This window comes from Rhodovastum atsumiense, assembly GCF_937425535.1.
In the GTDB taxonomy this organism is placed as follows: Bacteria; Pseudomonadota; Alphaproteobacteria; order Acetobacterales; family Acetobacteraceae; genus Rhodovastum; species Rhodovastum atsumiense.
This window is the reverse complement of sequence record NZ_OW485601.1, coordinates 3,292,830-3,317,600: the sequence shown is the minus strand read 5'-3', so window position 1 is coordinate 3,317,600 and position 24,771 is coordinate 3,292,830. Positions and strand designations below refer to the sequence as shown.

General features: G+C 69.1%; 28 protein-coding genes. 21 read left to right on the top strand and 7 right to left on the bottom strand.

Annotated features, from left to right (window positions below):
- The first annotated feature begins 32 nt into the window (after window positions 1-32).
- The 10 genes from NBY65_RS15150 to NBY65_RS15105 all read left to right on the top strand — a co-directional run bounded on the left by NBY65_RS15150 (window position 33) and on the right by NBY65_RS15105 (window position 6,795).
- Window positions 33-1,076: a methyltransferase domain-containing protein gene (locus NBY65_RS15150; RefSeq protein WP_150043745.1), complete on the top strand. Its 1,044-nt coding sequence runs from the start codon at window positions 33-35 to the stop codon at window positions 1,074-1,076.
- On the top strand, window positions 1,067-1,219 hold the full coding sequence (locus tag NBY65_RS15145) for a hypothetical protein (protein ID WP_203330652.1): 153 nt from the start codon (window positions 1,067-1,069) through the stop codon (window positions 1,217-1,219). Before NBY65_RS15150 ends, NBY65_RS15145 begins: the two co-directional genes overlap by 10 nt.
- Window positions 1,216-1,545, top strand: coding sequence for an aquaporin (locus NBY65_RS15140; RefSeq protein ID WP_203330653.1), 330 nt, complete (start codon window positions 1,216-1,218; stop codon window positions 1,543-1,545). Before NBY65_RS15145 ends, NBY65_RS15140 begins: the two co-directional genes overlap by 4 nt.
- A 159-nt stretch (window positions 1,546-1,704) precedes the next feature.
- Complete coding sequence (locus NBY65_RS15135; RefSeq protein WP_150043747.1) at window positions 1,705-1,983, top strand: hypothetical protein; 279 nt, start codon at window positions 1,705-1,707, stop codon at window positions 1,981-1,983.
- Window positions 1,984-2,276: 293 nt separating this feature from the next.
- Window positions 2,277-2,924 (top strand): SH3 domain-containing protein, encoded by a 648-nt coding sequence (locus tag NBY65_RS15130; protein WP_150043749.1) that lies wholly within the window; start codon window positions 2,277-2,279, stop codon window positions 2,922-2,924.
- Between the two features lie 170 nt (window positions 2,925-3,094).
- Entirely contained in the window at window positions 3,095-3,226 is a 132-nt protein-coding gene (locus NBY65_RS15125; RefSeq protein WP_239003022.1) for a periplasmic nitrate reductase, NapE protein, read from the top strand.
- A 10-nt stretch (window positions 3,227-3,236) separates the two neighbouring features.
- Window positions 3,237-3,542: a 4Fe-4S binding protein gene (locus tag NBY65_RS15120; protein ID WP_150043753.1), complete on the top strand. Its 306-nt coding sequence runs from the start codon at window positions 3,237-3,239 to the stop codon at window positions 3,540-3,542.
- Window positions 3,532-3,813 carry a chaperone NapD gene (locus NBY65_RS15115; RefSeq protein ID WP_162530789.1) on the top strand — a complete coding sequence of 94 codons (282 nt, stop codon included), beginning with the start codon at window positions 3,532-3,534 and terminating at the stop codon, window positions 3,811-3,813. Before NBY65_RS15120 ends, NBY65_RS15115 begins: the two co-directional genes overlap by 11 nt.
- Complete coding sequence (gene napA / locus NBY65_RS15110; protein ID WP_150043757.1) at window positions 3,794-6,322, top strand: periplasmic nitrate reductase subunit alpha; 2,529 nt, start codon at window positions 3,794-3,796, stop codon at window positions 6,320-6,322. The genes NBY65_RS15115 and napA overlap by 20 nt, the downstream gene beginning before the upstream one ends.
- Window positions 6,322-6,795: a nitrate reductase cytochrome c-type subunit gene (locus NBY65_RS15105; RefSeq protein ID WP_150043758.1), complete on the top strand. Its 474-nt coding sequence runs from the start codon at window positions 6,322-6,324 to the stop codon at window positions 6,793-6,795. Before napA ends, NBY65_RS15105 begins: the two co-directional genes overlap by 1 nt.
- A 200-nt stretch (window positions 6,796-6,995) precedes the next feature.
- Here the strand turns inward: NBY65_RS15105 and NBY65_RS15100 are convergent, their stop codons facing one another.
- The gene (locus tag NBY65_RS15100) at window positions 6,996-7,661 is read right to left on the bottom strand and encodes a hypothetical protein (protein ID WP_150045835.1); all 666 of its coding nucleotides are present in this window, start codon (window positions 7,659-7,661) and stop codon (window positions 6,996-6,998) included.
- A 154-nt stretch (window positions 7,662-7,815) separates the two neighbouring features.
- Between NBY65_RS15100 and NBY65_RS15095 the strand changes: the two genes are divergently transcribed.
- From NBY65_RS15095 to NBY65_RS15060, 8 genes are read left to right on the top strand one after another with little or no spacing between them, the layout of a single operon-like run.
- Window positions 7,816-9,219 (top strand): IS701 family transposase, encoded by a 1,404-nt coding sequence (locus NBY65_RS15095; protein ID WP_150045834.1) that lies wholly within the window; start codon window positions 7,816-7,818, stop codon window positions 9,217-9,219.
- Entirely contained in the window at window positions 9,219-9,749 is a 531-nt protein-coding gene (locus NBY65_RS15090) for a NapC/NirT family cytochrome c (protein WP_150041709.1), read from the top strand. The genes NBY65_RS15095 and NBY65_RS15090 overlap by 1 nt, the downstream gene beginning before the upstream one ends.
- Before the next feature lie 4 nt (window positions 9,750-9,753).
- Complete coding sequence (locus NBY65_RS15085) at window positions 9,754-10,284, top strand: DUF4142 domain-containing protein (protein ID WP_162530620.1); 531 nt, start codon at window positions 9,754-9,756, stop codon at window positions 10,282-10,284.
- 41 nt (window positions 10,285-10,325) lie between these two features.
- Complete coding sequence (locus NBY65_RS15080; protein ID WP_150041707.1) at window positions 10,326-10,778, top strand: c-type cytochrome; 453 nt, start codon at window positions 10,326-10,328, stop codon at window positions 10,776-10,778.
- A 13-nt stretch (window positions 10,779-10,791) separates the two neighbouring features.
- On the top strand, window positions 10,792-12,144 hold the full coding sequence (locus NBY65_RS15075) for a cbb3-type cytochrome c oxidase subunit I (protein ID WP_150041706.1): 1,353 nt from the start codon (window positions 10,792-10,794) through the stop codon (window positions 12,142-12,144).
- On the top strand, window positions 12,141-12,932 hold the full coding sequence (locus NBY65_RS15070; protein WP_150041705.1) for a CbbQ/NirQ/NorQ/GpvN family protein: 792 nt from the start codon (window positions 12,141-12,143) through the stop codon (window positions 12,930-12,932). Before NBY65_RS15075 ends, NBY65_RS15070 begins: the two co-directional genes overlap by 4 nt.
- Window positions 12,933-12,935: 3 nt before the next feature.
- Window positions 12,936-14,864, top strand: coding sequence for a nitric oxide reductase activation protein NorD (locus NBY65_RS15065; protein WP_150041704.1), 1,929 nt, complete (start codon window positions 12,936-12,938; stop codon window positions 14,862-14,864).
- A 26-nt stretch (window positions 14,865-14,890) separates the two neighbouring features.
- Window positions 14,891-15,481: a DUF4142 domain-containing protein gene (locus NBY65_RS15060; protein WP_150041703.1), complete on the top strand. Its 591-nt coding sequence runs from the start codon at window positions 14,891-14,893 to the stop codon at window positions 15,479-15,481.
- 38 nt (window positions 15,482-15,519) lie between these two features.
- On the opposite strand, the gene NBY65_RS15055 is transcribed toward NBY65_RS15060, so the two are convergent.
- Window positions 15,520-15,822, bottom strand: coding sequence for a hypothetical protein (locus tag NBY65_RS15055; RefSeq protein ID WP_150041702.1), 303 nt, complete (start codon window positions 15,820-15,822; stop codon window positions 15,520-15,522).
- A 244-nt stretch (window positions 15,823-16,066) separates the two neighbouring features.
- On the opposite strand from NBY65_RS15055, the gene bluB reads away from it, so the two are divergent.
- Window positions 16,067-16,837 (top strand): 5,6-dimethylbenzimidazole synthase, encoded by a 771-nt coding sequence (bluB, locus tag NBY65_RS15050; protein ID WP_150041701.1) that lies wholly within the window; start codon window positions 16,067-16,069, stop codon window positions 16,835-16,837.
- 21 nt (window positions 16,838-16,858) lie between these two features.
- On the opposite strand, the gene NBY65_RS15045 is transcribed toward bluB, so the two are convergent.
- Window positions 16,859-18,661, bottom strand: coding sequence for a GMC oxidoreductase (locus tag NBY65_RS15045; RefSeq protein WP_150041700.1), 1,803 nt, complete (start codon window positions 18,659-18,661; stop codon window positions 16,859-16,861).
- Between the two features lie 660 nt (window positions 18,662-19,321).
- Between NBY65_RS15045 and NBY65_RS15040 the strand changes: the two genes are divergently transcribed.
- Together NBY65_RS15040 and NBY65_RS15035 are read left to right on the top strand one after the other, a co-directional pair.
- A complete protein-coding gene (locus NBY65_RS15040; RefSeq protein ID WP_150041699.1) occupies window positions 19,322-19,801 on the top strand; it encodes a hypothetical protein in 480 nt (159 codons plus the stop codon).
- A gap of 67 nt (window positions 19,802-19,868) precedes the next feature.
- Window positions 19,869-20,258, top strand: a complete 390-nt coding sequence (locus tag NBY65_RS15035) for a hypothetical protein (RefSeq protein ID WP_150041698.1) — start codon at window positions 19,869-19,871, stop codon at window positions 20,256-20,258.
- An 18-nt stretch (window positions 20,259-20,276) separates the two neighbouring features.
- Here NBY65_RS15035 and NBY65_RS15030 read toward each other — a convergent pair whose 3' ends face one another.
- From NBY65_RS15030 to NBY65_RS15015, 4 genes are all read right to left on the bottom strand, one after another.
- Window positions 20,277-20,720 (bottom strand): PTS sugar transporter subunit IIA, encoded by a 444-nt coding sequence (locus NBY65_RS15030; RefSeq protein WP_203330527.1) that lies wholly within the window; start codon window positions 20,718-20,720, stop codon window positions 20,277-20,279.
- On the bottom strand, window positions 20,717-21,409 hold the full coding sequence (locus NBY65_RS15025; protein ID WP_150041697.1) for a response regulator: 693 nt from the start codon (window positions 21,407-21,409) through the stop codon (window positions 20,717-20,719). Before NBY65_RS15025 ends, NBY65_RS15030 begins: the two co-directional genes overlap by 4 nt.
- Window positions 21,406-24,078, bottom strand: coding sequence for a sensor histidine kinase (locus tag NBY65_RS15020; RefSeq protein ID WP_150041696.1), 2,673 nt, complete (start codon window positions 24,076-24,078; stop codon window positions 21,406-21,408). The genes NBY65_RS15025 and NBY65_RS15020 overlap by 4 nt, the downstream gene beginning before the upstream one ends.
- Window positions 24,079-24,166: 88 nt before the next feature.
- The gene (locus NBY65_RS15015) at window positions 24,167-24,760 is read right to left on the bottom strand and encodes a K(+)-transporting ATPase subunit C (protein WP_150041695.1); all 594 of its coding nucleotides are present in this window, start codon (window positions 24,758-24,760) and stop codon (window positions 24,167-24,169) included.
- Between the last annotated feature and the right edge of the window lie 11 nt (window positions 24,761-24,771).

Genomic DNA, 24,771 nt, shown 5'->3' with positions numbered 1-24,771 from the left:
GTTCCTGTCACCCTGCGTGGAAGTTTGCAGCCATGTCGCATCTTGATGCCGAATTGCAGGAGATCCGCGCCTATTACGGCCGGACGCTGACCGGCAAGCGGGACCTGCGGACCAATGCCTGCTGTTGCCGCGAGTCCGTGCCGACCCCGTACCAATCCATCCTGTCGATGATCGACGGCGAGATCCTCGACCGCTTCTATGGCTGCGGCTCGCCCATCCCGCCGGCACTGGAAGGCTGCACCGTGCTCGATCTGGGCTGCGGCAGCGGCCGCGACGCCTACCTGATCTCCGCCCTGGTCGGCCCCCGCGGCAAGGTAATCGGCGTCGACATGACCGAGGAGCAATTGCAGGTCGCCCGCCGCCACCAGCACGCGCAGGCGCTGCGCTTCGGCTACGCGTGGCCGAACACCGATTTCCGCCAGGGCTTCATCGAGGACCTGGCGGCGCTGGGCATCGCCGACAACTCGATCGACGTGGTCGTTTCCAATTGCGTGATCAATCTCTCGCCGGCCCAGCCCCGCGTCTTCACCGAGATCTTCCGGGTGCTGAAGCCGGGCGGCGAGCTGCTCTGCGCTGATGTCTTCGCCGACCGGCGGCTGCCGGCGCGGCTGCGCGAGGATCCCGAACTGCGCGCCGAATGCCTGGGCGGGGCGATGTATGTCGAGGATCTGCGCCGCCTGCTGCGCGACACCGGCTGGCCGGACTACCGCGTGGTGAGCCGCAGCCGGATCAGCATCGGCAATCCCACCCTGGAAAACCGCGTCGCCCCGGCGCGTTTCTGGTCGATCAAGCTGCGTGCCTTCAAGCTGCCCTCGCTCGAGGATATCTGCGAGGATTACGGGCAGGCCGTGACCTATCTCGGCACCATTCCGGACCATCCGCAGCGTTTCGCGCTCGACGACCATCATACCTTCCTCACCGGCCGGCCGATGCGGGTCTGCGGCAATACCGCCACCATGGTGGGGGAAACCCGGCTCGCCCGGCATTTCAACGTCGAGGGCGACCGCTCCTGCCATTTCGGCCGGTTCGACTGCGGCTGCGCCCCGGAGGGCGTGGAAAGCTGCGGGTGCTGCTGAGCGTCATGCGCAAGCTGCATCATTTTTCCGGCGAGCTGATCGGCACCTTTTTGCTGGTGCTGCTCGGCTGCGGGCCGGTGGCGGTCACCGTGCTGTTCTCCGCCCATGCCGGACTGTTCCAGGTGGCCATGGTCTGGGGGTGACGGTCGCCATCTACGCGACGCGCCACCTGTGCTGCGCCCATCTCAATCCGGCGGTCAGCATCGCCATGGTGCCGGGGCGGCGGATGCCGGCGTCCCTGCTGCCCACCTACCTTGCCGGCCAGTTCCTCGGCGCCTGCCTCGCGGCCCTGGCCTTCACCCATGCGGTCGAGCCGATATTGCAACAAACCATGCCGGTCTGCGCGATTGTGGGTCACACGGCGCGGCCGGGGGATCTCCCCATTGGCTTCGGGACCAGGTCGCGCCAGGCCCGGCTATCGCGCCCCTCGACGGAACCCACCGCGCCGGCCGCCAGCACGGGAAAGTAATCGCTATATTTCAACAGATTATCGGCCATTTTTTGGGTCAGACCCCAAACTACACCAGGATCTGATCACGCAAGGAATGCATCATGTCACACATTACGGAGGCGCGCCCCCGGTTGCGGGACAGGCGCGTTCCGCAGCATGCAAGATCGAAAGACCGAAATGACAGAGATTGCCGACCCGCAGACCGCCTTCGCCATTCTTCGCATGCGCCCCGTGGTGGCTCCTCCCGGTGGCGCCTCGGGGCGGGACAGATGGGTGGTCGATGTGAAGGTGCGCGACACGATCCACGAGGTGCGGGTCAGGCGACAGAGCGGAACGGTGTGCCTGCCGGAAGACCTGTCGGATGACCCCCTGGCCCGGCCGATCAAGGACGCCGTCTCCCGGCACGTCCTGAACGCATTGCTGGAACGAATCCGGGGGTCCGCCAACCACACCTGAGCCGGCTTCCGCTCCGGGGTGCAGGGCGGGGCTGCCGCTGCCTGCACCGCCTTGTTCGATGGGCCGGCCCGGACGACGATCAGGCAGACACAAACAAATCACGAACGTGCAGACAGGCCACAAACACGTGGCCCCGTCACATCACACGTCTTCGCGCAAAAGTTTTATCGGCGCCGCTGATTTTAGATCAATAAGCGTATAATTTCAGATTCTTATTATCTGCATGCTTACAGTATTGCACATGCCCATCAGGTTCTTTTGATGGCCTTCCATCATCAGTGCGAATGGATGGAATGTTGATCACTCGGCAATCAAGCTTCTCGGGCGCGCCCCCCCGCCCCGCCACGCCCCCTGCCGGGCCGCCGCCATGGCGACAGCAGGCCCGGCGGCTTGCCGCCTATGGCGCCGCCGGCCTTGCCTGCGTCACCGCTGGGTTCCTCGGCGTGTGGGTCCTGGTCGGCCGTCCCTCCGCCCCACCGCGCCCGGCCGGCCCATCCCCGCAGGCGCCCGTCCTGGCATCCCGACAGGGTGGCGCCGCCATGCCCGCGTCGGAAGAGCGGATCGACGCATTGCGCGGTCAGGTGCAGGTGGAGACTGCGCTGCTCGCGGCCTTGCACGACCAGGCGGACCAGGCGCGGCAGGAACTCGCGGGGCTGCGGCAGCAGCTCGATGACGCCCGCACCGAACTGACCGTGGTGGAACGGCAGCGCGATACGCGGCATGCCGCCCGCGCCCTCGCGCCGGCCGACGGCGAGCATGTCGTGGTGCGGGAAGTTTCCAACGTCCGCGCGAACCCGAACAATGCCGCGCCAGTGCTGCAGACCGCCCCCAGGGGCACGCTCCTGAAAGTCCATGCACGCACCCGCGACGGCTGGGTGCAGGTGGGTGACGAGGTCGCCTGGGGCTGGGTCTGGTCGGGGCTGCTCGACCCCGCCCCCTGAGCGGCCTGCCGACGCCCCGCATGTCCGGCGCAAAAGAGGCATGGGGTACTCGTCGCAACAATCGAAATACATGACGGGAACCGCACCCGGCGTTCATGTCTTATGGCGCTGGAGAAGCGCAAGATATGAACCCAAACGGAAGCAGTGCACGTAGTGCAAGGCCGTCGTTATTGCATGAGCTTCTGGTTTTCCTGCTGCTCGCGGTGGTGATCTGGCCGTTCATCGCCGTCGGCGTGGTGGCCGGCTGGGGCTTCGTGGTGTGGATGTACTACCTGTTCACCGGCCCGCCGGGGCCTGTGTGAACCGCATGCGATGACCGGCACGCCCCCACTTGGACTGCGGCGGCGCAGGTTGCTCTTCGGCACCGACACGCCTGCCGCGCCAGTAGCTCTCGCCCTCCTTGGCGACGCCTGCCTGGCGCTGCGCGGAATTGCCTGCATGAGTTGCCGGGACGCGTGCCCGGCCGGCGCCATCCGTTTCACCCTCGCCCGCGGCGGCGCCCGCCCGCATGTCGTGGCTGCTTCCTGCACCGGCTGCGGTGACTGCGTCCGCGTCTGCCCCGCCGATGCCCTGCGCGTCTCCGCTCCCCCCGTCCCGGAGTCCCCCGATGCAGGATGACGTCCACATCTCTGGCCTTGTGGTGCACAGCCGTCCGCTGCAGGCGCAGGCGATCGCCGATACGCTGCAGGCCATGCCGGGCGTGGTGCTGCATGGCGGCACCGACACGGGCAAGCTCGTCGTCACCCTCGAAACCGGCACCGAGGACGAGATCGTCGCGCGGCTGAACGCGATCCAGATGCTCGACGGCGTGCTCGCCGCCAGCCTCGTCTTCCACCATTTCGAACCAGCCTTACCGAAGGGACCATCCCATGGATGTCTCGCGCCGTGACCTGATCCGCGCCCAGGCGGCCGCCGCGGCCGCCGCCGTGGCTGGCGTGCCGCTTTCCGCCGGCGCGCAGAACGTCGCCACCGGCGAGGAGCTGCACCTGAAATGGTCGAAGGCCCCCTGCCGCTTCTGCGGCACCGGCTGCGGCGTCATGGTCGCGGTCAAGGACGGACGGGTGGTGGCGACGCATGGCGACATGCAGGCCGAGGTGAATCGCGGCCTCAACTGCGTAAAGGGTTACTTCCTCTCCAAGATCATGTACGGCGCCGACCGCCTGACCCGCCCGCTGATGCGGATGCGCGGCGGACAGTTCGCCAAGGATGGCGAGCTGCAGCCGGTGTCCTGGGACATGGCCTTCGACATCATGGCGGCGCACTGGAAGCGGGTGCTGCGGGAAAAGGGACCGGACGCGGTCGGCATGTTCGGCTCCGGCCAGTGGACCCTGTGGGAAGGCTATGCCGCGTCGAAGCTGATGCGTGCCGGGTTCCGCTCCAACAACCTCGATCCCAATGCCCGGCACTGCATGGCTTCGGCCGCGGTCGCCTTCATCCGCGCCTTCGGCATGGACGAGCCGATGGGCTGCTACGACGATTTCGAGCAGGCCGATGCCTTCGTGCTCTGGGGCTCGAACATGGCGGAGATGCATCCGATCCTGTGGACCCGCATCACCGACCGCCGGCTCAGCGCGGAGCATGTACGCATCCACACGCTCTCGACCTACGAGCACCGGACCACGGACCTGTCGGACGCGACGGTGATCTTCCACCCCGGCACCGACCTCGCCATCCTCAACTACATCGCCAACCATATCATCCAATCGGGCGCGGTGAATCGCGACTTCGTGCAACGCCACGTCAATTTCCGGCTGGCCAACACCGATATCGGTTACGGGCTGCGCCCCGACAACGTGCTGGAGCAGCGCGCCCAGCACGCCAACGACGCCCAGGTTTCGCAGCCCGCCGATTTCGAGGCCTACACAAAGCAGGTCGCCGAGTACACGCTGGACCGCGCGCACGAAATCTCCGGCGTGCCGAAGACCCAGCTTGAGGCGCTGGCACGGCTCTACGCCGATCCGAAGGCCAAGGTCATGTCGCTCTGGACCATGGGCTTCAACCAGCATGTGCGCGGCGTCTGGGCCAATCACATGGTCTACAACCTGCACCTGCTGACCGGGAAGATCTCCGAGCCGGGCAACGGCCCGTTCTCGCTGACCGGCCAGCCTTCGGCCTGCGGCACCGCGCGGGAGGTCGGCACCTTCTCCCACCGACTGCCCGCCGACATGCAGGTGACCAACCCCGAGCACCGGCGGCACAGTGAGGAATTGTGGAAGCTGCCCGCCGGGCTGCTGCCGGACAAGGTGGGGTACCACGCCGTGCAGCAGGACCGCATGCTGAAGGACGGCCGGCTCAACGCCTACTGGATCCAGTGCAACAACAACCTGCAGACCGCGCCCAACACCAACAACGAGACCTATCCGGGCTACCGCAACCCGGCGAACCTGGTGGTCTGCTCGGACGCCTATCCGACCGTCACCGCGATGGCCTCCGACATCGTGCTGCCGACGGCGATGTGGGTGGAGAAGGAAGGTGCCTACGGCAATGCCGAGAGGCGCACGCATTTCTGGCACCAACTGGTGGAGGCACCGGGCGAGGCGCGCTCCGATCTCTGGCAATTGATGGAATTCTCGAAGCGCTTCACCACCGAGGAGGTGTGGCCGCAGGACCTGCTCGCGCGTGCGCCGGACTATCGCGGCAAGACGCTGTACGAGGTGCTGTTCCGCAACGGCCAGGTGGACCGTTTCCCGCTGGCCGAGGCCGATCCCGGCTACGGCAACCACGAATCGGCGCATTTCGGCTTCTATGTCCAGAAGGGCCTGTTCGAGGAATACGCCGCCTTCGGCCGCGGGCACGGCCACGACCTTGCCCCCTTCGACACCTATCACCAGGTGCGCGGCCTGCGCTGGCCGGTGGTGGACGGCAAGGAAACCCGCTGGCGCTATCGCGAGGGATTCGACCCCTACGTGGAAAAGGGCAGCGGCCTGCAGTTCTACGGCAACCTCGACCGTCGCGCCAACATCATCGGCGCGCCGTACGAACCGCCCGCCGAATCCCCCGACCAGGAGTTCGACCTGTGGCTGGTGACGGGCCGGGTGCTGGAGCACTGGCATTCCGGGTCGATGACGCTGCGCGTGCCGGAGCTGTACCGGGCCTTCCCCGGCGCGGTGATGTTCATGCACCCCGAGGACGCGACGAAGCGGGGACTGCGGCGCGGGCAGGAGGTGCGCATCCAGTCCCGCCGCGGCGAGATCCGCAGCCGGCTGGAAACGCGCGGGCGCAACCGGGTACCGCCGGGCGTGGTGTTCGTGCCGTTCTTCGATGCCAGCCAACTGATCAACAAGGTCACACTGGACGCCACCGACCCGATCTCCAAGCAGACCGACTTCAAGAAATGCGCGGTGAGGGTCGTGGCGGCGACGGTGGCGGAAACCACGCCGGGCGGAGGCCGCGGCTGATGCGCAGGCCCTTCCTGCCGGTCGCGCTGGCGCTCGGCGGCGTCCTTCTCTCTCCTGGGCTGTACGCCCAGGACGCGCCGCGGCTGCGCGGCCCCGAGCCCTTCACCCGCGAGACGCCGGTGCCGCCGATGCAGCGCGCCGTCACCAACGATGTCCGCGTGCGCCGCAACTACCCCGACCAGCCGCCGCTGATCCCGCACGCCATCGAGGGCTACGCGCTCGACCTCAACGCCAACAAATGCATGTCCTGCCATGCCCGCCGCTTCACCGAGCAGAGCCAGGCACCGATGATCTCGGTGACCCATTACCAGGACCGCGAGGGCAACACGCTCGGCGGGCTGGCGCCGCGGCGCTATGCCTGCCTCTCCTGTCACGTGCCGCAGACCGAAGCCCGGCCACTGGTGGAAAGCCGCTTCCGCGACATGGACCAGCTGACCGAGCCCGAGCGCCGCGGCGGCGCGGACCGGCGCTGATGTCCGGCCTGGACGAGGCCCAGGGCGGGCCGGGCAGGTTCGGGCGGATGTGGCACCGCATCCGCGATCTCGGCGTGGTGCGCACCGCCCTCGCCCCGGCGCAACGGCTCAGCCTGGCATTCCTGACACTCGGGGGGTTCATCATCTGGACTTTGGCGCTTTTGGTGTGTGGTGGTGGGGCCGCCCGCATGGATTTGGGCCTATTTGCGTTTGAAGCGGACGCGATCCATCGCCCCCGTGGCGACGGCGGCGCGATAGACGCCGATCGCGAAACGCGGGTCCCCAGCAAGGGTGTCCCCCTGGAGGCGCGTCAACGCAGGTGCCCTGGTGAACACCTCTTCCATTAGTTCCGTACGTGTCATCAGGTCCGGGAGGAGCGGCACGATGATACGGGCGGTCATCGCGAAGCTCTCGGGCTGCAGGAGACGCGCAGCCATCTCCATTCCCAGTGGCGCGTTCTTCTCCATGGCCTCGTCGATCAGCCAGGTCTCCTTGTCCCGCAGCAGATCGCGCAGGATCAGGCCTGTGACCGGGTGTCGCCGCTCGATGCGCCAGAGCGAGAAACATGCCCGGCGCATCGCCGCGAGCACGATCGCCTCGTCGGAGTCGGACGTGAACCGTGCGACCCGGGCATAGCGGTCGAGCGGATGTGAACGGCCCAGCCTGGGCAAGTAGATGGCCAGATCCTCCGGCAGCGTCAGCTCGTTGTCGTTTTCGAGCACCACCGCCTTGCCTTCAGTCAGGTCGAGCCGCCTGGCCCAGTCCAGCAGCACGTCGTGGGCGATGATGTCCAGGACGGCTGCGTGCTGTTCCTTGCTGATCTGACGCAGGCGGCGGTAGCGAGCGAGGACCCCGGAGCGGATCATCGGTGGCGACCCTGGCGCTGACGCCGGGCTGGCAGGGGGCTGTCGCGAGGGCAGACGAGAGAGCCAGCGGCGCAGCGGCCCTGCTGACGATCCGACCATTTCCCATCCTCCCTCCCGAGGAGAGGCACAGTACGGCCTCACGGGGGAGAGCGTCATGGCGAAGATCGACGCGTCCGGCAACGTCCGGGTTATGGAGATGTGGCTGCTGCCGTTCGCGGCGATGTTCACGCAGCCGTCGTGGCTGAACGCGGGGGCGCTGGCGACGGGAGCGCTGCTGTGCCTGAACCGGCGGACGGTGTGCGCGGCCCTGCGGGCGGTGGATGGCGCCGCCGACAAGGGGTTCAGCCGCTTCCACCGCTTCCTCTCGCGGGCGGACTGGTCGGGCCTGCAAGGTGCCAGGATCCTGCTTGGTCTGCTGCAGACGGCGTTCGTGCCGGAGGGCGAGCCACTGGTGATCGCCGTGGACGATTCGGTCGAACGTCGGCGCGGCGCCATGATCCGCGACAAAGGCATCTACCGCGATGCCGTGCGGTCGAGCCGCGGCTTCTTCGTCAAGGTTGCGGGCCTGCGGTGGCTGTCACTGCAGGTGGTGGCCAGGCCCGGCTTCGCCAGGCGTACCTGGGGGTTGCCGTTCCTGACGGTTCTGAGCCGCTCGGAACGGGCCGATGTCAGGCGGCAGCGCCGACACCAGACGCTGCCGGAGAAGGCGACCTGGGCCATGCGGCTGGTCGCCCGCTGGTGCCCGGGCCGACGGCTGGTGATGGTAGGCGACGGCGCCTACGCCAGCCTGGACCTCTTCTGGACACTGCGCGACTGCGCGGTGTGCGTGGCGCGCTGCCGCATGGACGCACGCTTCTTCAACCCGCCGCCGCCACGCCGGAAAGGCCAGAAAGGCAGGTCGCGCGTCGTCGGCACCCGGCAACTGACGCCGCGCACGCGGGCGGTGCGGAAGGCCACGAAGTGGGAGCGCATGACCGTGCCGGGGTGGCGGACGAAGGATGGGAAGGCGGAGCGGGAGGTCGATGTCGCGACCGGCACGGCGCTGTGGAGCGCGCACGGCAAGACCATGCCGGTGCGCTGGGTCCTGACCAGGGACCCGGCTGGACGCGCCGAGACGCGCGCCTTCGTCTGCTCCGATCCGGAGCAGTCAGCGTTGCAGATCCTGACATGGTACGCGATGCGCTGGGCGGTCGAGCCTACTTTCCAAGAGGCCCGGCGCCACCTCGGGTTCGAGACCCAGCGCCAGTGGTCGGATCGGGCGATCCACCGAAGCACGCCGTTGCTGCTCAGCCTGTTCTCGCTGGTGACGCTGTGGGCCGCCGACATGGCCGCGCGGACCGGCCAACTCGCGGTGCTCGGCGCTGCCTGGTACAGAAAGCCGGACCCAACGTTCGCGGATTGCCTCGCCGCCGTTAGACGCGTGCTGTGGGCAGAGGAGGCAGTGAACCCCATCCTGTGGCGGGACGATTATCCGACTTGGCGGGCGCGCGCACGAACCGCGGAAAATCCAAGACCCCTGCAGCAGCGCTTGGCCGAGCTGATGTCCTATGCGGCTTGATGTCCCTCGAAAGGGCCAAAGTCGAGATCATGGGAACCGTGTTCTGGGGCGGGTTCAACACGGCGCTGGAAGCGGCGAACCAGCCCGGCTTCTGCGTCGGCTGCCACGAGATGCGCGACAACGTCTACCAGGAACTGCAGGGCACCATCCACTTCACCAACCGCTCCGGCGTGCGCGCCGGCTGCCCGGACTGCCACGTGCCGCATGACTGGACCCGCAAGATCGCGCGCAAGATGCAGGCATCCAAGGAAGTGTGGGGGCATCTGTTCGGCTCGATCGACACGCGCGAGAAGTTCCTCGACCTGCGCCGTTCCCTCGCCGAGCATGAATGGCAGCGCATGAAGGCGAACGATTCGCTCGAATGCCGCAACTGCCATGCCGCCGGCTCGATGGACCTGTCGCGGCAGAACCCGCGCGCCGCCGCCGCGCATGAGCGCTTCCTGTTCAGCGGCCAGAAGACCTGCATCGATTGCCACAAGGGCATCGCCCACCGGCTGCCGGACATGGCCGGCGTGCCGGGCTGGCAGTAGCGCCATGCCCGCCTCCCTGCAGCGTCGCCCCCTGCTGGCCGCGGCGCTGGCCCTGTCCGCCGCCGCCCCCGGCATTGCCATGCCGGCGGAGGTGCCGCCCCGGCCGCTCGATCCCGGCCGCTTCCTTGTCTTCGCCTGCAGCTCCGCGCACTTCCAGCAGCGGGCCGCGACGCTCGCGGCCACGCGCGACGTGCGGCCGGAGGTGAAGCAGTTCGCGCAGGGCATGGCCGATTTCCGCCGGCCGCAGCTTGAGCAATTGCGCGCGCTGGCGCAGCAGCGCGGCGTGCGCATCGGCAGCGAGGAAGAATTCGAGCACAAGGTTGTGCTCGAGAATCTGGAACCGCTCGATTACCTGGCGCTGACCCGGCGCTATACGGAGGTGCAGATCCAGGCGCTGGAACAGGAGATCCGGGGCTACGAGGAAGCGGCAAAAGGCCCGGACGAGGGCCTGAAGACGCTGGCGGCCGGAACCTTGCCCCAGTTGCATCCGCGCCTGGACGCGGCCCGCCGGCTGCAGGAGGCGGTGAAGCCGTAGCGGCCCGAGGAACGGGACGACAAGGGGGAGGAGCAGCGCGCATGCCGGAGCGTCTGACGCGGGCGGCGACCCGCAACATCTTCTATGGCGGTTCGGCCTTCTTCCTGGTCGTCTTCCTCGCCCTGACCCTGCAGACGCATTTCTACATGACCGCCCACAGCGCCCCCGCGACGCAGATTTCCGAAGGCGTGGCGCGGGGCAAGCGCGTGTGGGAGCGCAACGCCTGCATCGACTGTCACACGCTGCTCGGCGAAGGCGCCTACTTCGCCCCGGAGCTTGGCAATGTCTGGAAGCGCTGGGGCGGCGATGCCGATCCCGAGGTCGCGCGCGCGGCGCTGGCCGCCTGGATGGCGTCCCAACCCAGCGGCGTGCCCGGCCGGCGGCAGATGCCGCAGTTCCACCTGACCGAGCAGGAGGTGCGCGACCTCGCCGACTTCCTGGAATTCGTCAGCAAAATCGACACCCAGGGCTGGCCGCCGAACACGGCGGGCTGAGAAGGGGACCGCCATGAAATACGCGAGCCAACGCGTTGCCCAGGTTTATTTCCTCGGCGCGCTCGGCCTGTTCGCGGTGCAGATCCTGTTCGGCCTGCTCGCCGCCACCGTCTACGTCATCCCGCATTTCCTCGCCGGCATCCTGCCCTTCAACATCCTGCGCATGATCCACACCAACGCGTTGATCGTGTGGCTGCTGATGGGCTTCTTCGGCGCCGCCTACTACCTGGTGCCGGAAGAGGCGGAGCGCGAGATCGCGAGCCCCCTGCTGGCCTATGTCCAGTTCGGCCTGCTGCTGTTCGGCGCGCTTGCCGCGGTGACCGGCTACCTGTTCGGCATCCACGAGGGGCGCGAGTTCCTCGAACAGCCGCTCTGGATCAAATGGGCCATCGTCGTGGTGGCCCTGATCTTCCTCGCCAATGTCTCGCTGACGGTGCTGGGCGGGCGGCGCACCGCGATCACCAGCGTGCTGCTGCTCGGCATGTGGGGCATCGCGGTGTTCTGGCTGTTCGCCATCTGGGACCCGGTCAACATCGCCGTCGACAAGCTCTACTGGTGGTACGTCGTGCATCTCTGGGTCGAGGGCGTGTGGGAGCTGGTGATGGCGGCGGTGCTCGCCTTCCTGGTGATCAAGCTGACCGGCGCCGACCGCGAGGTGGTGGAGAAATGGCTGTACGCCATCGTCGGGCTGTCGCTGTTCTCCGGCCTGCTCGGCACCGGGCACCACTATTACTGGATCGGCGCGCCGGGCTACTGGCAATGGGTGGGCAGCGTGTTCTCCACCTTCGAGATCGCGCCCTTCTTCGCCATGGTGGTGTTCTGCTTCAGCATGGTCTGGCGCGGCCGGCGCGACCATCCCAACCGGGCGGCGCTGTTGTGGTCGCTCGGCTGCACGGTGGGGGCGTTCTTCGGCGCCGGCGTCTGGGGCTTCATGCACACGCTGTCCTTCATCAACTACTACAGCCACGGCACCCAGATCACGGCGGCGCACGCGCACCTCGCCTTCTTCGGCGCCTATGTCATGCTCAACCTCGCCATCATCAGCTACGCCATGCCGTACCTGCGCGGCGTGCGGCCCTACAACCAGGTGCTCAACATGTGGAGCTTCTGGATCATGACCTCGGCGATGGCGTTCATGACCTTCACCCTCACCTTCGGCGGCGTGGTGCAGGTGCATCTGCAGCGGGTCATGGGCATGCAATACATGGAAGTGCAGGAACAGATCGTGCTGTTCTACTGGATGCGCCTCGGCGCGGGGCTGGTGGTCGCCGTCGCCGTGGCGCTCTATCTCTATGCCGTGCTCGGGCCGGTGCGCGAGGATGTGCCCGCGAGCCAGCCCGGCGCCGCGCCGCTGCCCGCCGAATGAGCGAGACGATCGTCTCCCTGCCGTACTACGCCCCCACCGGCGGGGAATGCGCACTGTTCGAGCTGGCCTTCCGCAATCGCCTGCCGCTGCTGCTCAAGGGCCCGACCGGCTGCGGCAAGACACGCTTCGTCGCGCACATGGCCGCACGGCTCGGGCGGCCGCTCTACACCGTCGCCTGCCATGACGACCTGACCGCCGCCGACCTCACCGGGCGCTGGCTGCTGCGCGGCGGCGACACGGTCTGGAGCGACGGGCCGCTGACCCGGGCGGTGCGCGAAGGCGCCATCTGCTACCTCGACGAAGTGGTGGAAGCGCGCCGGGACGTCACCGTGGTGCTGCACCCGTTGACCGACGACCGCCGCATCCTGCCGCTGGAGCGCACCGGCGAGGTGCTGCACGCTCCGCCCGGCTTCATGCTCGTGGTTTCCTACAATCCTGGTTACCAGTCGGTGCTGAAATCGCTGAAGCCGAGCACGCGTCAGCGTTTCCTGGCGCTGGAGTTCGGCTTCCCGCCGCCGGAGGCCGAGGCCGCCATCGTCGCCACCGAGAGCGGCCTGCCGCGCGAGCGCTGCGTGCCACTGGTGCGGCTGGCGCAGGCGCTGCGGGAGTTGAAGGGCCAGGACCTGGAAGAAGGCGTCTCCACCCGCCTGCTGGTCTACGCGGCCAGCCTGATCGCCGCCGGCATGCAGCCCGCGCTCGCCATCCGCGCCGCGATGATCGAACCGCTGACCGATGAGCCCGACGTGCGGCAGGCGCTGCTGCGCGTCGTCGACATCACCCTCGGCTGACCCATGCCCTGGTTCCTCGAACCGGAGGAGACGATCGGCCATGCCTGGCACCGCCTCGTCGGCGATGCCGCCAGTTGGACGGTGCATCCGGACGCGACGGTCTCGCTCGATGCCATGCGGGGGCGGCTCGGTGTGCTGTTCCGCGCGCTTGGCGGGGCCGGGACGGTCCGCATCGCCCCCGTCGCCGCCATCGCCTCGCGCCACCGCACCGGGCTGCGCGCCCGCCTCGGCCTGGGCGGGGTGGAGCGGCTCGAGCAGCCATGCTTCGACGGAGCCACGCTGATGCTGCCGCCGGTGCTCGCCGTGCTGGAGCGGCGCGCGGACAACGAGGCGCTGTATGAATGGCTCGCGGCGTGGTTCGCCCTGGCGGAAGCGACGCCGCCCGCCCTGCCGGCCGATCCGCTGCAGGCCGACGTGGCGCGGCTGCGCCGGGCGCGCACACACACCGCCCGGCTGCTGGCGCAGTGGCCGGGGCTGCGTCCGCTGCATGCGCGGCTGGCGGCGTCGTTGCGCGCGCTGCGGCACCGCCCGAAGCTGGCCGGCGACGAGGCGGCGATGGAAGCGGCGGTGCGCATCGGTCTCGGCGAGGCCGCGCCAGACCCGCTGCCGCCGCGCCTGCACGCCATGCTGGACCCGACCCGGCCGGTCGCGGGTTTCCGGGCCGGGCGGCGCTACCGGCCCTTCCTGCCGGTGCCGCTCTGGGGCGAGGTGGTGGCGCCGGAGACGGGACCGACAGCGCCGGAGGACAGCGCCGATGCGCACGGGGCCGCCGGCGGCACGGTGGCGCGGCGACAGCGGGCGCGGCGGCGCGACGCCGGGCAGACCCGCCGTCGTGATCCGCTGGTGCTGAACCGGTTCGAGACCATCCTGGGACTGGCCGAGATGATGAATCTCGCCCGCCCGGTCGAGGATGACGATGCCGCGGCGGCGCGGCAGGCGGCGGAGGATCTCGACGAACTGGCGCTTATTCCGCAGGCGCGCCGTGCGGCGACGCGGCTGCGCATGGATCCTCATCTGCCGCAGGCGGAGGTCGCGGCCGAACCGTTGCTCGCCGCGACGCTGACCTATCCGGAATGGGATCACCGGCGCGGCGCGTATCATCCCGACCATTGCCGCGTGATCGTCGAACCGGCCGCGACCGAGGCCGGGGACTGGCATCCCGACGCGGCGGCGCGGCGGCGCATCCGCCGGGTGCGCCGCCAGTTCGAGGCGCTGCGGCCGCGCCGACGGATGCTGCAGGCCCAACCGGACGGTGAGGAGCTTGATCTCCCGGCGTTGGTGCGGGCGGTCGCGGACTGCCGTGCCAGCGGTGCCGGCAGCGAGCGGGTGTTCCGCGCGGCCCGCACCGACCAGCGCGACCTGGCCGTGCTGGTGCTGGTCGATGGATCGCTCTCGACCGAAAGTTGGGTCGGGACGGGCCGGGTGCTCGATGTGGAAAAGGAGGCGCTGCTTGCCCTCACCGCCGGGCTGGCGGCCTGCGGCGATGCACATGAAGTGCTGGTCTTCACCTCCCGTCGCCGCCACGCGGTGTGGGTGCGCCGCGTGAAGGCGTTCGACGAGCCTCCCGGTGCGGCGGTGGCGCGACGTATCCTGGCGCTGCGGCCCGGCCATTATACCCGCATGGGGGCGGCGATCCGGCATGCCGCGCGTGGCCTCGCCGACCGGCCCGAGACCCATCGCCTGTTGTTGCTGCTGAGTGACGGCAAGCCGAACGATGCCGACCATTACGAAGGTCGCTACGCGGTGGAGGACACGCGCCGGGCGATCCGCGAGGCCCGCCGTGCCGGTATCCGGGTGTTCGGCATCACCATCGACCAGGAGGCGCGCGATTATGTCCCCGCGCTGTTTGGCCAGGGTGCCTACACGATCATCGCCGATGCCGCGCGCCTGACCGCGGCGTTGCCGCGCCTCTACCGGCAGGTCACGGCGTAAGCGCCCGCCACCGAGGAGAAGATCCAATGACCGACCGCCGCTCGCTGCTGCTTGTCGCCGGCACGGCCCCTGCCCTGTTCGCCGCGCGCAGCGCGGTCGCGCAGGCCAGTCTCCGGCCCGATCCCACGCCGCGCCTGCCGCCGCAGCCCGGCCAGGGCCTGCCGGCCGAGGACGTTCGCTTCCTCCGCCGTGCCGCCCGGTTGAGCGAGGCGCAGCAAGAGGCGGGCCGGCTCGCCGCCGCGGCGGCCGCGACCCCGGAGATCCGGCAACTGGCCGAGGCCGTCGCCGGGGAGCACGCCACGCTGCTGCGTGAACTGATCGCTTATGCGGCAAAGCACGGCGTCGATCTGCAGGCATCCGAGGATACCTCGCTGGCCGGGCTGCGGACGGCACGCGGCGAGGAGATGGACCGGCGTTTTCTGGCCCGGCAGCTCGGGCTTTATGCGCCGCTGGCCGAGATGTACCAGGCCGAGGCATCGAACACCCCGGACAAGGAGCTGGGGCGGCTGGCCATCGCCGCGCTGGCGGCGCTGCGGATGCGGTTCGAAACGGCACGCCAGCTCGGCACCGGCTACGGCCTGTCGGTTGAAACCGTCGAGGCCCCGCCGCAATACTGACCGCCTCCGTGCCGCCTGGGCAAGATCTCTCGGCGGCCCTACCCGCCGGTGCGGATCATCGCGGCCCGGTCGTCCCTGAGCCGCCGCGCCGCGACCTGCCCGCTGCGCTTCTCCGCCAGGCGCGACCAGGCGCGACGCAGCAGCCCTGCCGGCTCCGCCGCGTCGTTCTGGTTCGCGGCCGCCGCGACATGTCCATCACGCGCCGCAGCTTCGTTGGCTGCGGCAAGTTTCAACAGCAGGGCGCGGGTTTGCGGATCGGCAGCGTCATCCGCGGCATGGCGCAACCGTGCCGCCTCGATGGCGTCGGGGGTCGACTCCGCGCAGGTCCGTTCCAGTGTCATGCGGGATTGGTGGCGCGGCTGATTTCAGGCGTCAATTTCCAGCACGGCGCGATCACGCAGGCTTTATTGCCAATGCTCACCGTATGACCAGAGACGCGGAAATAACGCCGCGGCACAACGCGTCATCGGCTTTTCCGGGAATGATCCGGCCGGTTCTCGCCCCCGGATAGCCAGCGCGGTGGCCGCCGTCCTACAAGGGACTGGCCGGGCCCGCGAGCGGCCACCGGCAGCAGGAGACCGGACGATGACGACAGCGGACGCCGCGTTGACCGAAGCCGCCCCCCTCCCCGCGCCGGAACGCGCCGGGATCTACCGTGCCATCCTCACCCGGCGCGACGTGCGCAGCCAGTTCCGTCCCGATCCGGTGCCGGACGCGGTGCTGAGCCGCGTGCTCACCGCCGCCCACCACGCGCCTTCGGTGGGCTTCATGCAGCCATGGGATTTCCTGGTGCTGCGCGACCCGGAAGTACGCCGGCGCGTGCATGACCTTTTCCTCAAGGCCAATGAGGAAGCGGCGGCGATGTTCCCGCCGGAACGGCAGGCGCTGTACCGTTCGCTCAAGCTGGAAGGGATCATGCAGGCGCCGGTCAATCTCTGCATCACCTGCGATCCCGACCGCGCCGGGCCGGTGGTCATCGGCCGCACTCATATCCGGGAGATGGACAGCTACAGCGCGGTCTGTGCGGTGCAGAACCTGTGGCTGGCGGCCCGCGCCGAAGGGTTGGGGGTGGGCTGGGTGAGCATCCTCGACCAGGACGCGCTGCGCCGGACGCTGGGCATTCCCGCCCCCGTCGTGCCGATCGCCTATCTCTGCCTGGGCTGGGTGGAGGGCTACCATCCCCGGCCCGAGCTGGAACTGGTCGGCTGGCGCCAGCGGCTGCCGATCGAACAGGTGGTGCGCTTCGATGGCTGGCAGGACGAAGGCCGTCGCCAGGACCCCTTGCTGCGGCAATTGCACGATGATGCGCAGGCCGTCGCGGAGAACCGCTTCCTGGACGAACGCCTCGATCCGTAGCGCACCCCATTCCGTTCGCGATCACTCCACCGGGAGCGGCCTGCGCCGCGGGCGCAGGTCGCGCGCCGGCTTCGTGGCCGCGAGATCCGCCTTGATCTGATCGGCCAGCCGGATCGCCAGCGCCACGATCATCAGCGTCGGGTTGGCATGCCCGCTGGTCGGAAACACCGAGGCCCCGGCCACATAAAGGCCGGGAACGCCATGCACCCGGCAGCGGGAATCGACGACCCCGGACCTGGGATCGTCGGCCATCCGCGTGGTGCCGCTGGTATGGCCCATGTCGATCAGGACGGCATCCTGCGGACGATCCCGCGCCACCCACGGCACCAGCTCCGGCACCGGCAGCCCTACCCTGGCGAATTCCGCCGCCAGGATCCGGCCAAGCCGGGCCAGCGACCGGGCGGCATCGGGATCGATCCGCCATTGCACGCGCGCGAGCGGCACGCCCAGACGGTCGCGTTGGCCGGACAGGGTGATCCGGCTGTCCGGATCCGGCTTCTGCTCGGTGATGGCATCGAGGCCGACGCCGGTCAGCTTGTGCGGCAGGCCGCGGGCGCGGAACTCGCGTACGACGAAGTTGGGACTCCGGCTGGCCATGAGCGCGATCGCAAGATCCTTCACGGCATCAGGCAGGATGTGCCCCTGGAACAGCCGCAGCCCCAGCCCCTTGGCCAGCAGCCCCGGGCTGCGCGCGACCGCGAGCAGATCGGCGACGGGTGCCGTGCTGGTGGCGCGCAGCAGCCGCTTCAGCGCCTCCCACGGATCGTCGGGCGCGCGTTCCTCCATCATGTAGGCGGCGCAATGCAGCAATCCTTCGCGCTCCTGCACCTCGCGGCTGAGCGTCAGGCCGTGCATGTACATGTGGATCTGTGACCGCCGCCGCAGGCCGTAGAAGCCGAAGCGATCGACGATGGCGGCGGAGCCCGCGACCTCGAAACGCCCCAGCCTTGCGCTCGGATGATCCATCAGGAATCGTCCGACAAGGCCGTGCTCGTTGCCCAGGCCGTTCGGACAGGTGCGGTTCGATGCCAGCAGCAGGCGCGGATTCTCGATCCCGCTCGCCGCCAGGACGACGCAGCGCGCGCGGACCATGGCGCATCCCGCATCGACCGAGGCCACGTCCAGCACGAAGCAGGGCGCATCAGCGCCGGGTGGGTGGATGCAGGTGACCGTGGCATTGAGCAGAATCCGGAGATTGTCCGCCTGCAGCCTCAGCACTTCGGGACCAACACGCATGAGATCCAGCCGGTCCTGGCGCGAGCGCGCGAACTGCCAGAAGCAGGACTCGACCAGCCGCGCATCGAGGGGCGGGGATGGCGGCGTGAGGCGCAGCAACTCCCACAGCCCCGCGTCATAGCAATTCGGCCCAAGATTGAGCATGTCCGCGGCACGATCGAGGAACGGCGCCACTGCCGCCACGCCGAAGGGCCAGCCGGAGAAAGGCACCCAGGACCGCGGCTGGAAATCGAAGGCGTCGAGGGCAGCCGACTTGCCGGCCCAGGCATGTGTGGCTCCCCCGAGTACCCGACACCTCACCCCGTATCCCTGTGTTTCCTGCGACCAGGATGACGAATTGGCGCCGTGGAAGGCCATGCGCGCGCGGATACTGGCCTCCCCCATGGGTTCACCGACATTGTCCACCCGGTTGAGGTCCTCGTGGGGCGCGTCTTCCTGCAGCAGGCCGCTTTCGAGCACCAGGACCTGTGTCGACGTTGCCGCGAATTCGCGGGCGATCGCCAGGCCCGCCGGCCCGCCACCGATGATCGCCAGGTCGGTGTCGAGCACGATCCCCTGGCCGATCGAATTGAGGTCTTCGACCTGCATGCGGTCTCCCGAATTGTGATGAGGGCGCAGACGGATATGCCCGCCCCGGACACGTCAACGCAGCTCGATCGATGCTCAAGTTGTATTTGAAATAATACCACCAATGTAGTCAATAACGGCGGCGCATCACTAATTCGACAAAACCAATGGCGATTATTATCCTGTTAAATTCTCGCCCATTTCCTGAATTTTCTGATGAAATTACGAAATTTATCTCTCCCATAAGGCTCATATTGATACATTTCTGTATTAGTTTACTTATAGAATATTCATTAAAGCCTCCACGAACACGATCTCCCGGACGATATAGTTTAACGGGATAGTTCATCGACACCGCGTGATCACGGGCCGGGTCGCTGACGAACGCCCGGCCCCCATCGGCGCGGGGAAGGATTCGAGCCCTCCACCGCGCCACGCACTCGGGGGCGCCCCGGGTCTTTGCACAGAAAGCCTATGCTTTTCCTATGCCGTTGCCCTGCCCCCTGAATGGATTTCCTATGCAACACAGCTCAATTCTTCCTTGGCTTTTGCCAAACGAGGAAGCGAATGGGCGCAGTTCCGATGATCCTGGCCGAAGTCGCAACAGCCACACTGTTCCTGATGGTCGCATGGCCGGCGGACCGGGGCCTTGCCCGTCGTCATGCGCGGCGGAGGTGAGCGATGGCAACACATCAGGCCCGCCTGCTGGCAAGGCGCGCCGCGCCGCCGCCTTCGCTGCCGCGCAGCGATGTCGATGACCTGGTGGATGCCGCGGAACCGCTGGCCGATGTCCGCGCGGTGGTGATCGGCGCCGGGAGCGTTGACGTGCTGTGCGCCCTGCTCCGCCGCGGCTGTGCTGCCGCAACCATGCTACGCCCGGACTTGCGTGCCCCCACCGAAGTGGCGGAGTTGGTGGTGCTGTCCGCCAGCGACAGCGCCCCGGGGATCGGCGGCCTGCTGCGGCTCGCGCGGCGGCGGCTGCAGCCGGACGGACGCATCGTGCTGCGCGAACGTCGGGTCACGCGGACCAGGGACCTGACCAGCCTGCTGGCAGCGCAGGGCTTCACCTCGGTGCGATGCCGGGTGCTGCACTCGGGGGCGGTGCTGAGCACCACCCTGCCCGCAGTCCCGGTCGCGCCGGCCCCATCGGCCGGGGGCTGATCCATGACCGGATCCGGCGGTCTGGCGGGATCGGTCACGCGCACCGGAGCGGAGATGATTGCCCGGAATGCCCCTCGGACAAACCGACTGCAACATCCGCCTGGCGCTGCTGCTGCTCAGCACGGCGACGGCACACCAGTTGGCGCTGCGCCATCTGGACGCGGCGATACCGGAGGCAGCGGCGGCAACGCTGCTGCACGCCCGCAGGCTGCGCAGCCTCGCCGCCGCCAGTCCGGGGGACCGGCACTGCCGCGCGGCGCTGCAGGTGGCGGGCGACGCGCTGTGGTCGGCATGGCGCGCCACCGAACACCTCGAAGGCCATGCCGATGACCGCCTGGCCAATGCGCGCGACGACCTCGAGCGGGCAGCCCGGCTGGTGCTGTGCGGCCTGACCGGCGATGAGCGGGCGGCCGGGATCGGCATGACGGCACGAGCCGCGGCGGCACGCCAGGACTGACCCTCCGCCGCGGCGTCGCTACCCGCCCACGAAGATATCCCGCAACGCCGCGGCGTCCGGTGCCTTGCGCAAGGCCGCCGCGGCGGCCGGGTCGCGCAGCCGGCGCGACACCGCGGCCAGGGCCTGGAGATGGCCGTTGTCCTCCGGCGGGCTCAGCAACAGCACCAGCAGGTCCACCGGGCGCCCGTCCACCGCATCGTAGTCGAGCGGTCGATCCAGCCGGACGAGGAAGCCGACCGGTCCCGGCACGCCCTCCAGCCGGGCATGGGGCAGCGCGATCCCGGCGCCGACCCCGGTCGATCCCAGCGCCTCCCGCGCCGCCAGGGCGGCCGCAACCACCGGGGCGGACAGGCCGAACACGGCCTCCGCGCGCCGGCCCAGCTCGGCCAGCAGCGCCGGCTTGTCGGCGGCGCGCAACCGGTCGAGGACATGGTGGGGGGGTATCATCTCCGCCAGGATCACGCCGCCGTCTCCTGCACCACCAACCGGTAGCCAACTCCCGTCTCGGTGACAACGTGGCGCGGGCGCTCCGGGTCGGCCTCGATCTTCTGACGCAGCTGGCGGACATAGACACGCAATTGCTGCACGTCGCCGCCCGCCTTCCACAGTCGCGTCAGAATGAACTGATGGGTCAGCACCCGTCCGGCATGGATAACAAGCAGCGCCAAAATGTCCCACTCCCGCGGCGAGAGCCGCACCTCGGCGTCTCCCACCGTCACGCGCCGCCGCACCAGGTCGACCGCGAGCGTGCCGCTGCGAAAGACCGGCGGCGCGCCTTCCTGCTGCAGGCGGTGACGCAGCGCCGCGCGCAGCCGCGCCGTCAGCTCCTCCATGCCGAACGGCTTGGTCACGTAGTCGTCGGCGCCAAGATCGAGCGCCGCCACCTTGGCATCCTCCCGCTCGCGCGAGGACAGCACCACGATCGGCACCGCGCTGCCGCGCCGCAGCTCGCGGATCACCTCCAGCCCGTCGCGGTCGGGCAGGCCAAGATCGAGGATCACCACGTCGGGCGGGGCCTCCGCCACGCGCGCCAGCGCCGCGGCGGCGGTGGCGGCCTCGTCCACCCGCCAGCCCTGGGCGCCGAGGCTGGTGCGCAACAGGCGGCGGATCGGCGGCTCGTCATCCACCACCAGCACCGAGGGCGCGGTCATGGCGCCCCCGGCAAGGTCAGCGTGAACACCGCACCGGTCCGGTCGGCCCGGTTGGCCGCGGTGATGTGCCCGCCCATCGCCTCGATGAAGCCACGGCAGATCGCGAGCCCGAGCCCGGTGCCGGCGCGCTGGTGGTCGGTGCTGCGCACCCGGTGGAACTTGTCGAACACGCGTACCAGCTCCTCCTCGGGAATGCCGGGTCCCTCGTCGATCACCTGCACCCGCAGCAGGTCGGATCCCCCCGGCGCGGCCTCCCGCCAGCCGCGCACCTGCACCGTGCTGCCCGCCGGCGCGTATTTTGCGGCATTGTCGAGCAGATTGAACAGCACCTGCTCGAACAGCACGGCATCGAGCCGCACCGTCGGCAGATCCTGCGCGAGATCGAGCGTGACATTGTGCCCGGCCAGCAACCGTCCGGTGCGGGCGAGCGCGGTGCCGATCACCTCGCCTGGATCAGTGGATTCCAGCCGCAGCGCCAAGGCCCCGGATTCCAGCCGGGTCATGTCCAGCAGGTTGCCGACGAAGCGGTTCAGGCGCTCCGCCTCCTCGCGGATGGTGGCGAGCAGTTCGCGCTGCGCCGCCTCGTCCAGCAGCGCGTGATAGCTCTCCAGGCTGCTGGCCGATCCCAGGATAGCGGCAAGCGGCGTGCGCAGATCATGCGACAGCGAGGTCAGCAGCGCCGAGCGCAGCCGCTCGGTCTCCGCCTCCAGCCGCGAGCGGTCCACGTCGGCGGCGAGGTTCACCCGCTCGATGGCGATCGCCGCCTGGTCGGTCAGCGCATCCAGCAACCGGCGCTGCTCCGGATCCAGCAACGGGGCGGTGCCGGCATCCTCGCGGCCGATGCCGACCACGCCGACCGGGCCGCTGCCGGTGCGCAGCGGCAGGAACAGCCGGCGCGCCCCCGGCAGCGTGTCGGCCCCCCGCCCGGCCGGGCGGTTGTTGCGCCAGCACCAGACCGCGGCGGCGAAGTCGGCCTCGTCCAGCATGTCCTCCGGCGGATAGCCCGCCCGCACGGCGATGCTCTCCCCTTCCGGCAGCAGCAGCACCACGTTCACCCGCAGCATCGCGGCGATCTGGTAGGCGGTCGCCCAGAGCAGGTCGTCCATGCCAACCACGCCGGCCAGCTTGCGGCTGAACTGGTACAGCTGGTCGGTGGTGCGTGCCCGCTGCCGCGCCGCCAGCGCCTGCGCCCGCACCCCCGCGGCCAGGTTGCCCGCGATCAGCGCGGCGGCCAGGAAGAACACCAGCGTGACCACGTTTTCCGGGTCGGCGATGGTGAAGGTGTAGAGCGGCGGCAGGAAGAAGAAATTATAGGCCAGCACGCTGACGAGGCAGGTGAACAGCGCCGGCCACAGCCCGAACCACGCCGCGCTGACCAGCACCGCCGTCAGGAACACCAGCGAGATGTTGCTGACCGCGAGCACATGCCGCAGCCCGACCCCCAGCAGCGTCGCCAGCACCACGATGCCGCAGGCGGCGAGATAGGGACGCGGATTGACCGCCTCACGCGCCGGCGTCTCCGGCGGTGACGGGGCGTGCCCGGCCCCGCCCACCACATGCACCGGGATCTCACCCGCGGCCGCGATCAACGCTTCAGCCACCGGGCGGCGCAGGCGCCACCAGCGCCGTCGCACCGGCTTTCCCACCACGATATGCGAGAAATTCTGCGCCCGCGCATAGGCGACGATCTCGGCGGGCACGTCCTGGCCGGGAATGGTCGCGGTCTCCGCCCCCAGCCGCTCGGCCAGGCGCAACGACTCGGCAATGGCATCGCGCTCGGCCTCGGAGCGCTGCAGATGCCGCGCCGTCTCGACATGCAGCGCCGTCCACGGCGCGTGCAGCCGCTCGGCGAGCCGGCGGCCATAGCGCACCAGCGCCGCCCCGGTCCCGGCGCGGGTGACACAGACCAGGATGCGGTCACCCGCGGGCCAGGGCCCGGCGATCGCGTGCGCCTGCATGTGATCGCGCAGCCGCGCATCCACGCTCTGCGCCGTGCGCCGCAACGCCAGTTCGCGCAGCGCGGTCAGGTTGCCGGGCGAAAAGTAATGCGCCAGCGCATGCACGGCAGTGCGGCCGGTATAGACCTTCCCCTCGCGCAGGCGCTGGATCAGGTCGGCCGGCGTGGTGTCCACCACCTCGATCTCGTCGGCCAGATCGAGCACCGCATCCGGCACCGTCTCGCGCACGCGGATGCGGGTGATGCGCGCGACGATGTCGTTCAGGCTCTCCAGATGCTGGACGTTCAGCGTGGTCCAGACGTCGATGCCCGCCGCGAGCAATTCCTCGACGTCCATGCTGCGCTTCGGGTGGCGGCTGCCCGGGGCGTTGCTGTGGGCGAACTCGTCCACCAGCGCCAGCGCCGGACGACGCGCGAGCAAGGCATCGAGATCCATTTCTTCCAGCAGGCGGCCCTTGTACTCCTCCTGGCGGCGGGGCAACACCTCCAGGCCATCGAGCAGGGCAGCGGTTTCCGCCCGGCCATGCGTCTCCACCACGCCAACCACCACGTCCGCCCCCTCGCGGCGGCGCGCCTGGGCAGCGGACAACATCTCATAGGTCTTGCCGACACCTGGGGCGGCGCCCAGAAAAATCTTCAGGCGTCCGCGACCGGAATCGCGGACCGCCTGCTTCAGCAGGGCATCGGGGGAGGGACGCAACGGCTCCGGCATCAGGCAATTCCGGGGCGCTGCCCCGGGCCCCGCCAGGAGGCTTTGCCTCCTGGACCTCCACCAAGGGCCAGAGGCCCTTGGATCCCGGTCATTGTAACGCGTCCAGCGCCAGATTGAGCGCCAGCACGTTGACCCGCCGCTCCCCCAGCACACCGAACATGCGCTCGCTGGCCGCCCCCGCGATCAGCCCCCGCACCCGATCTTCCGGCAGGCCGCGGGCTTTCGCCACCCTTGCCACCTGGAAAGCCGCCGCCGCGGGCGAGATATCGGGATCAAGCCCGCTGGCCGAGGTGGTGACCAGGTCAGCGGGAACCGGCATGTCCCCTTCCCGCACCGCCGCCACGTCGTCGCGGACCCGCTCGACCAGCGCCTTCGCGGTGGGCGCAAGGTTGGAACCGCCCGAATTGGCCGCGTTGTAGGGCAGCGGCACGGTCCTGGTCGGGTCGTTCGGGTCCGTCGTGGTGGTCGCCGACGGGCGGCCATGGAAGTAACGATCCTCCTTGAACGCCTGGCCGATCAGCGCCGAGCCGAGCACCCGCCCGTCACGCTCGATCAGGCTGCCATTGGCCTGATGCGGAAACACCGCCTGGGCGATGCCGGTGACGGCGAGCGGATAGGCAATCCCGGTGATGACGGTCAGGGCCAGCATCAGCACGATCGCGGGACGGAATTGGCTGAACATGACGACTCTCC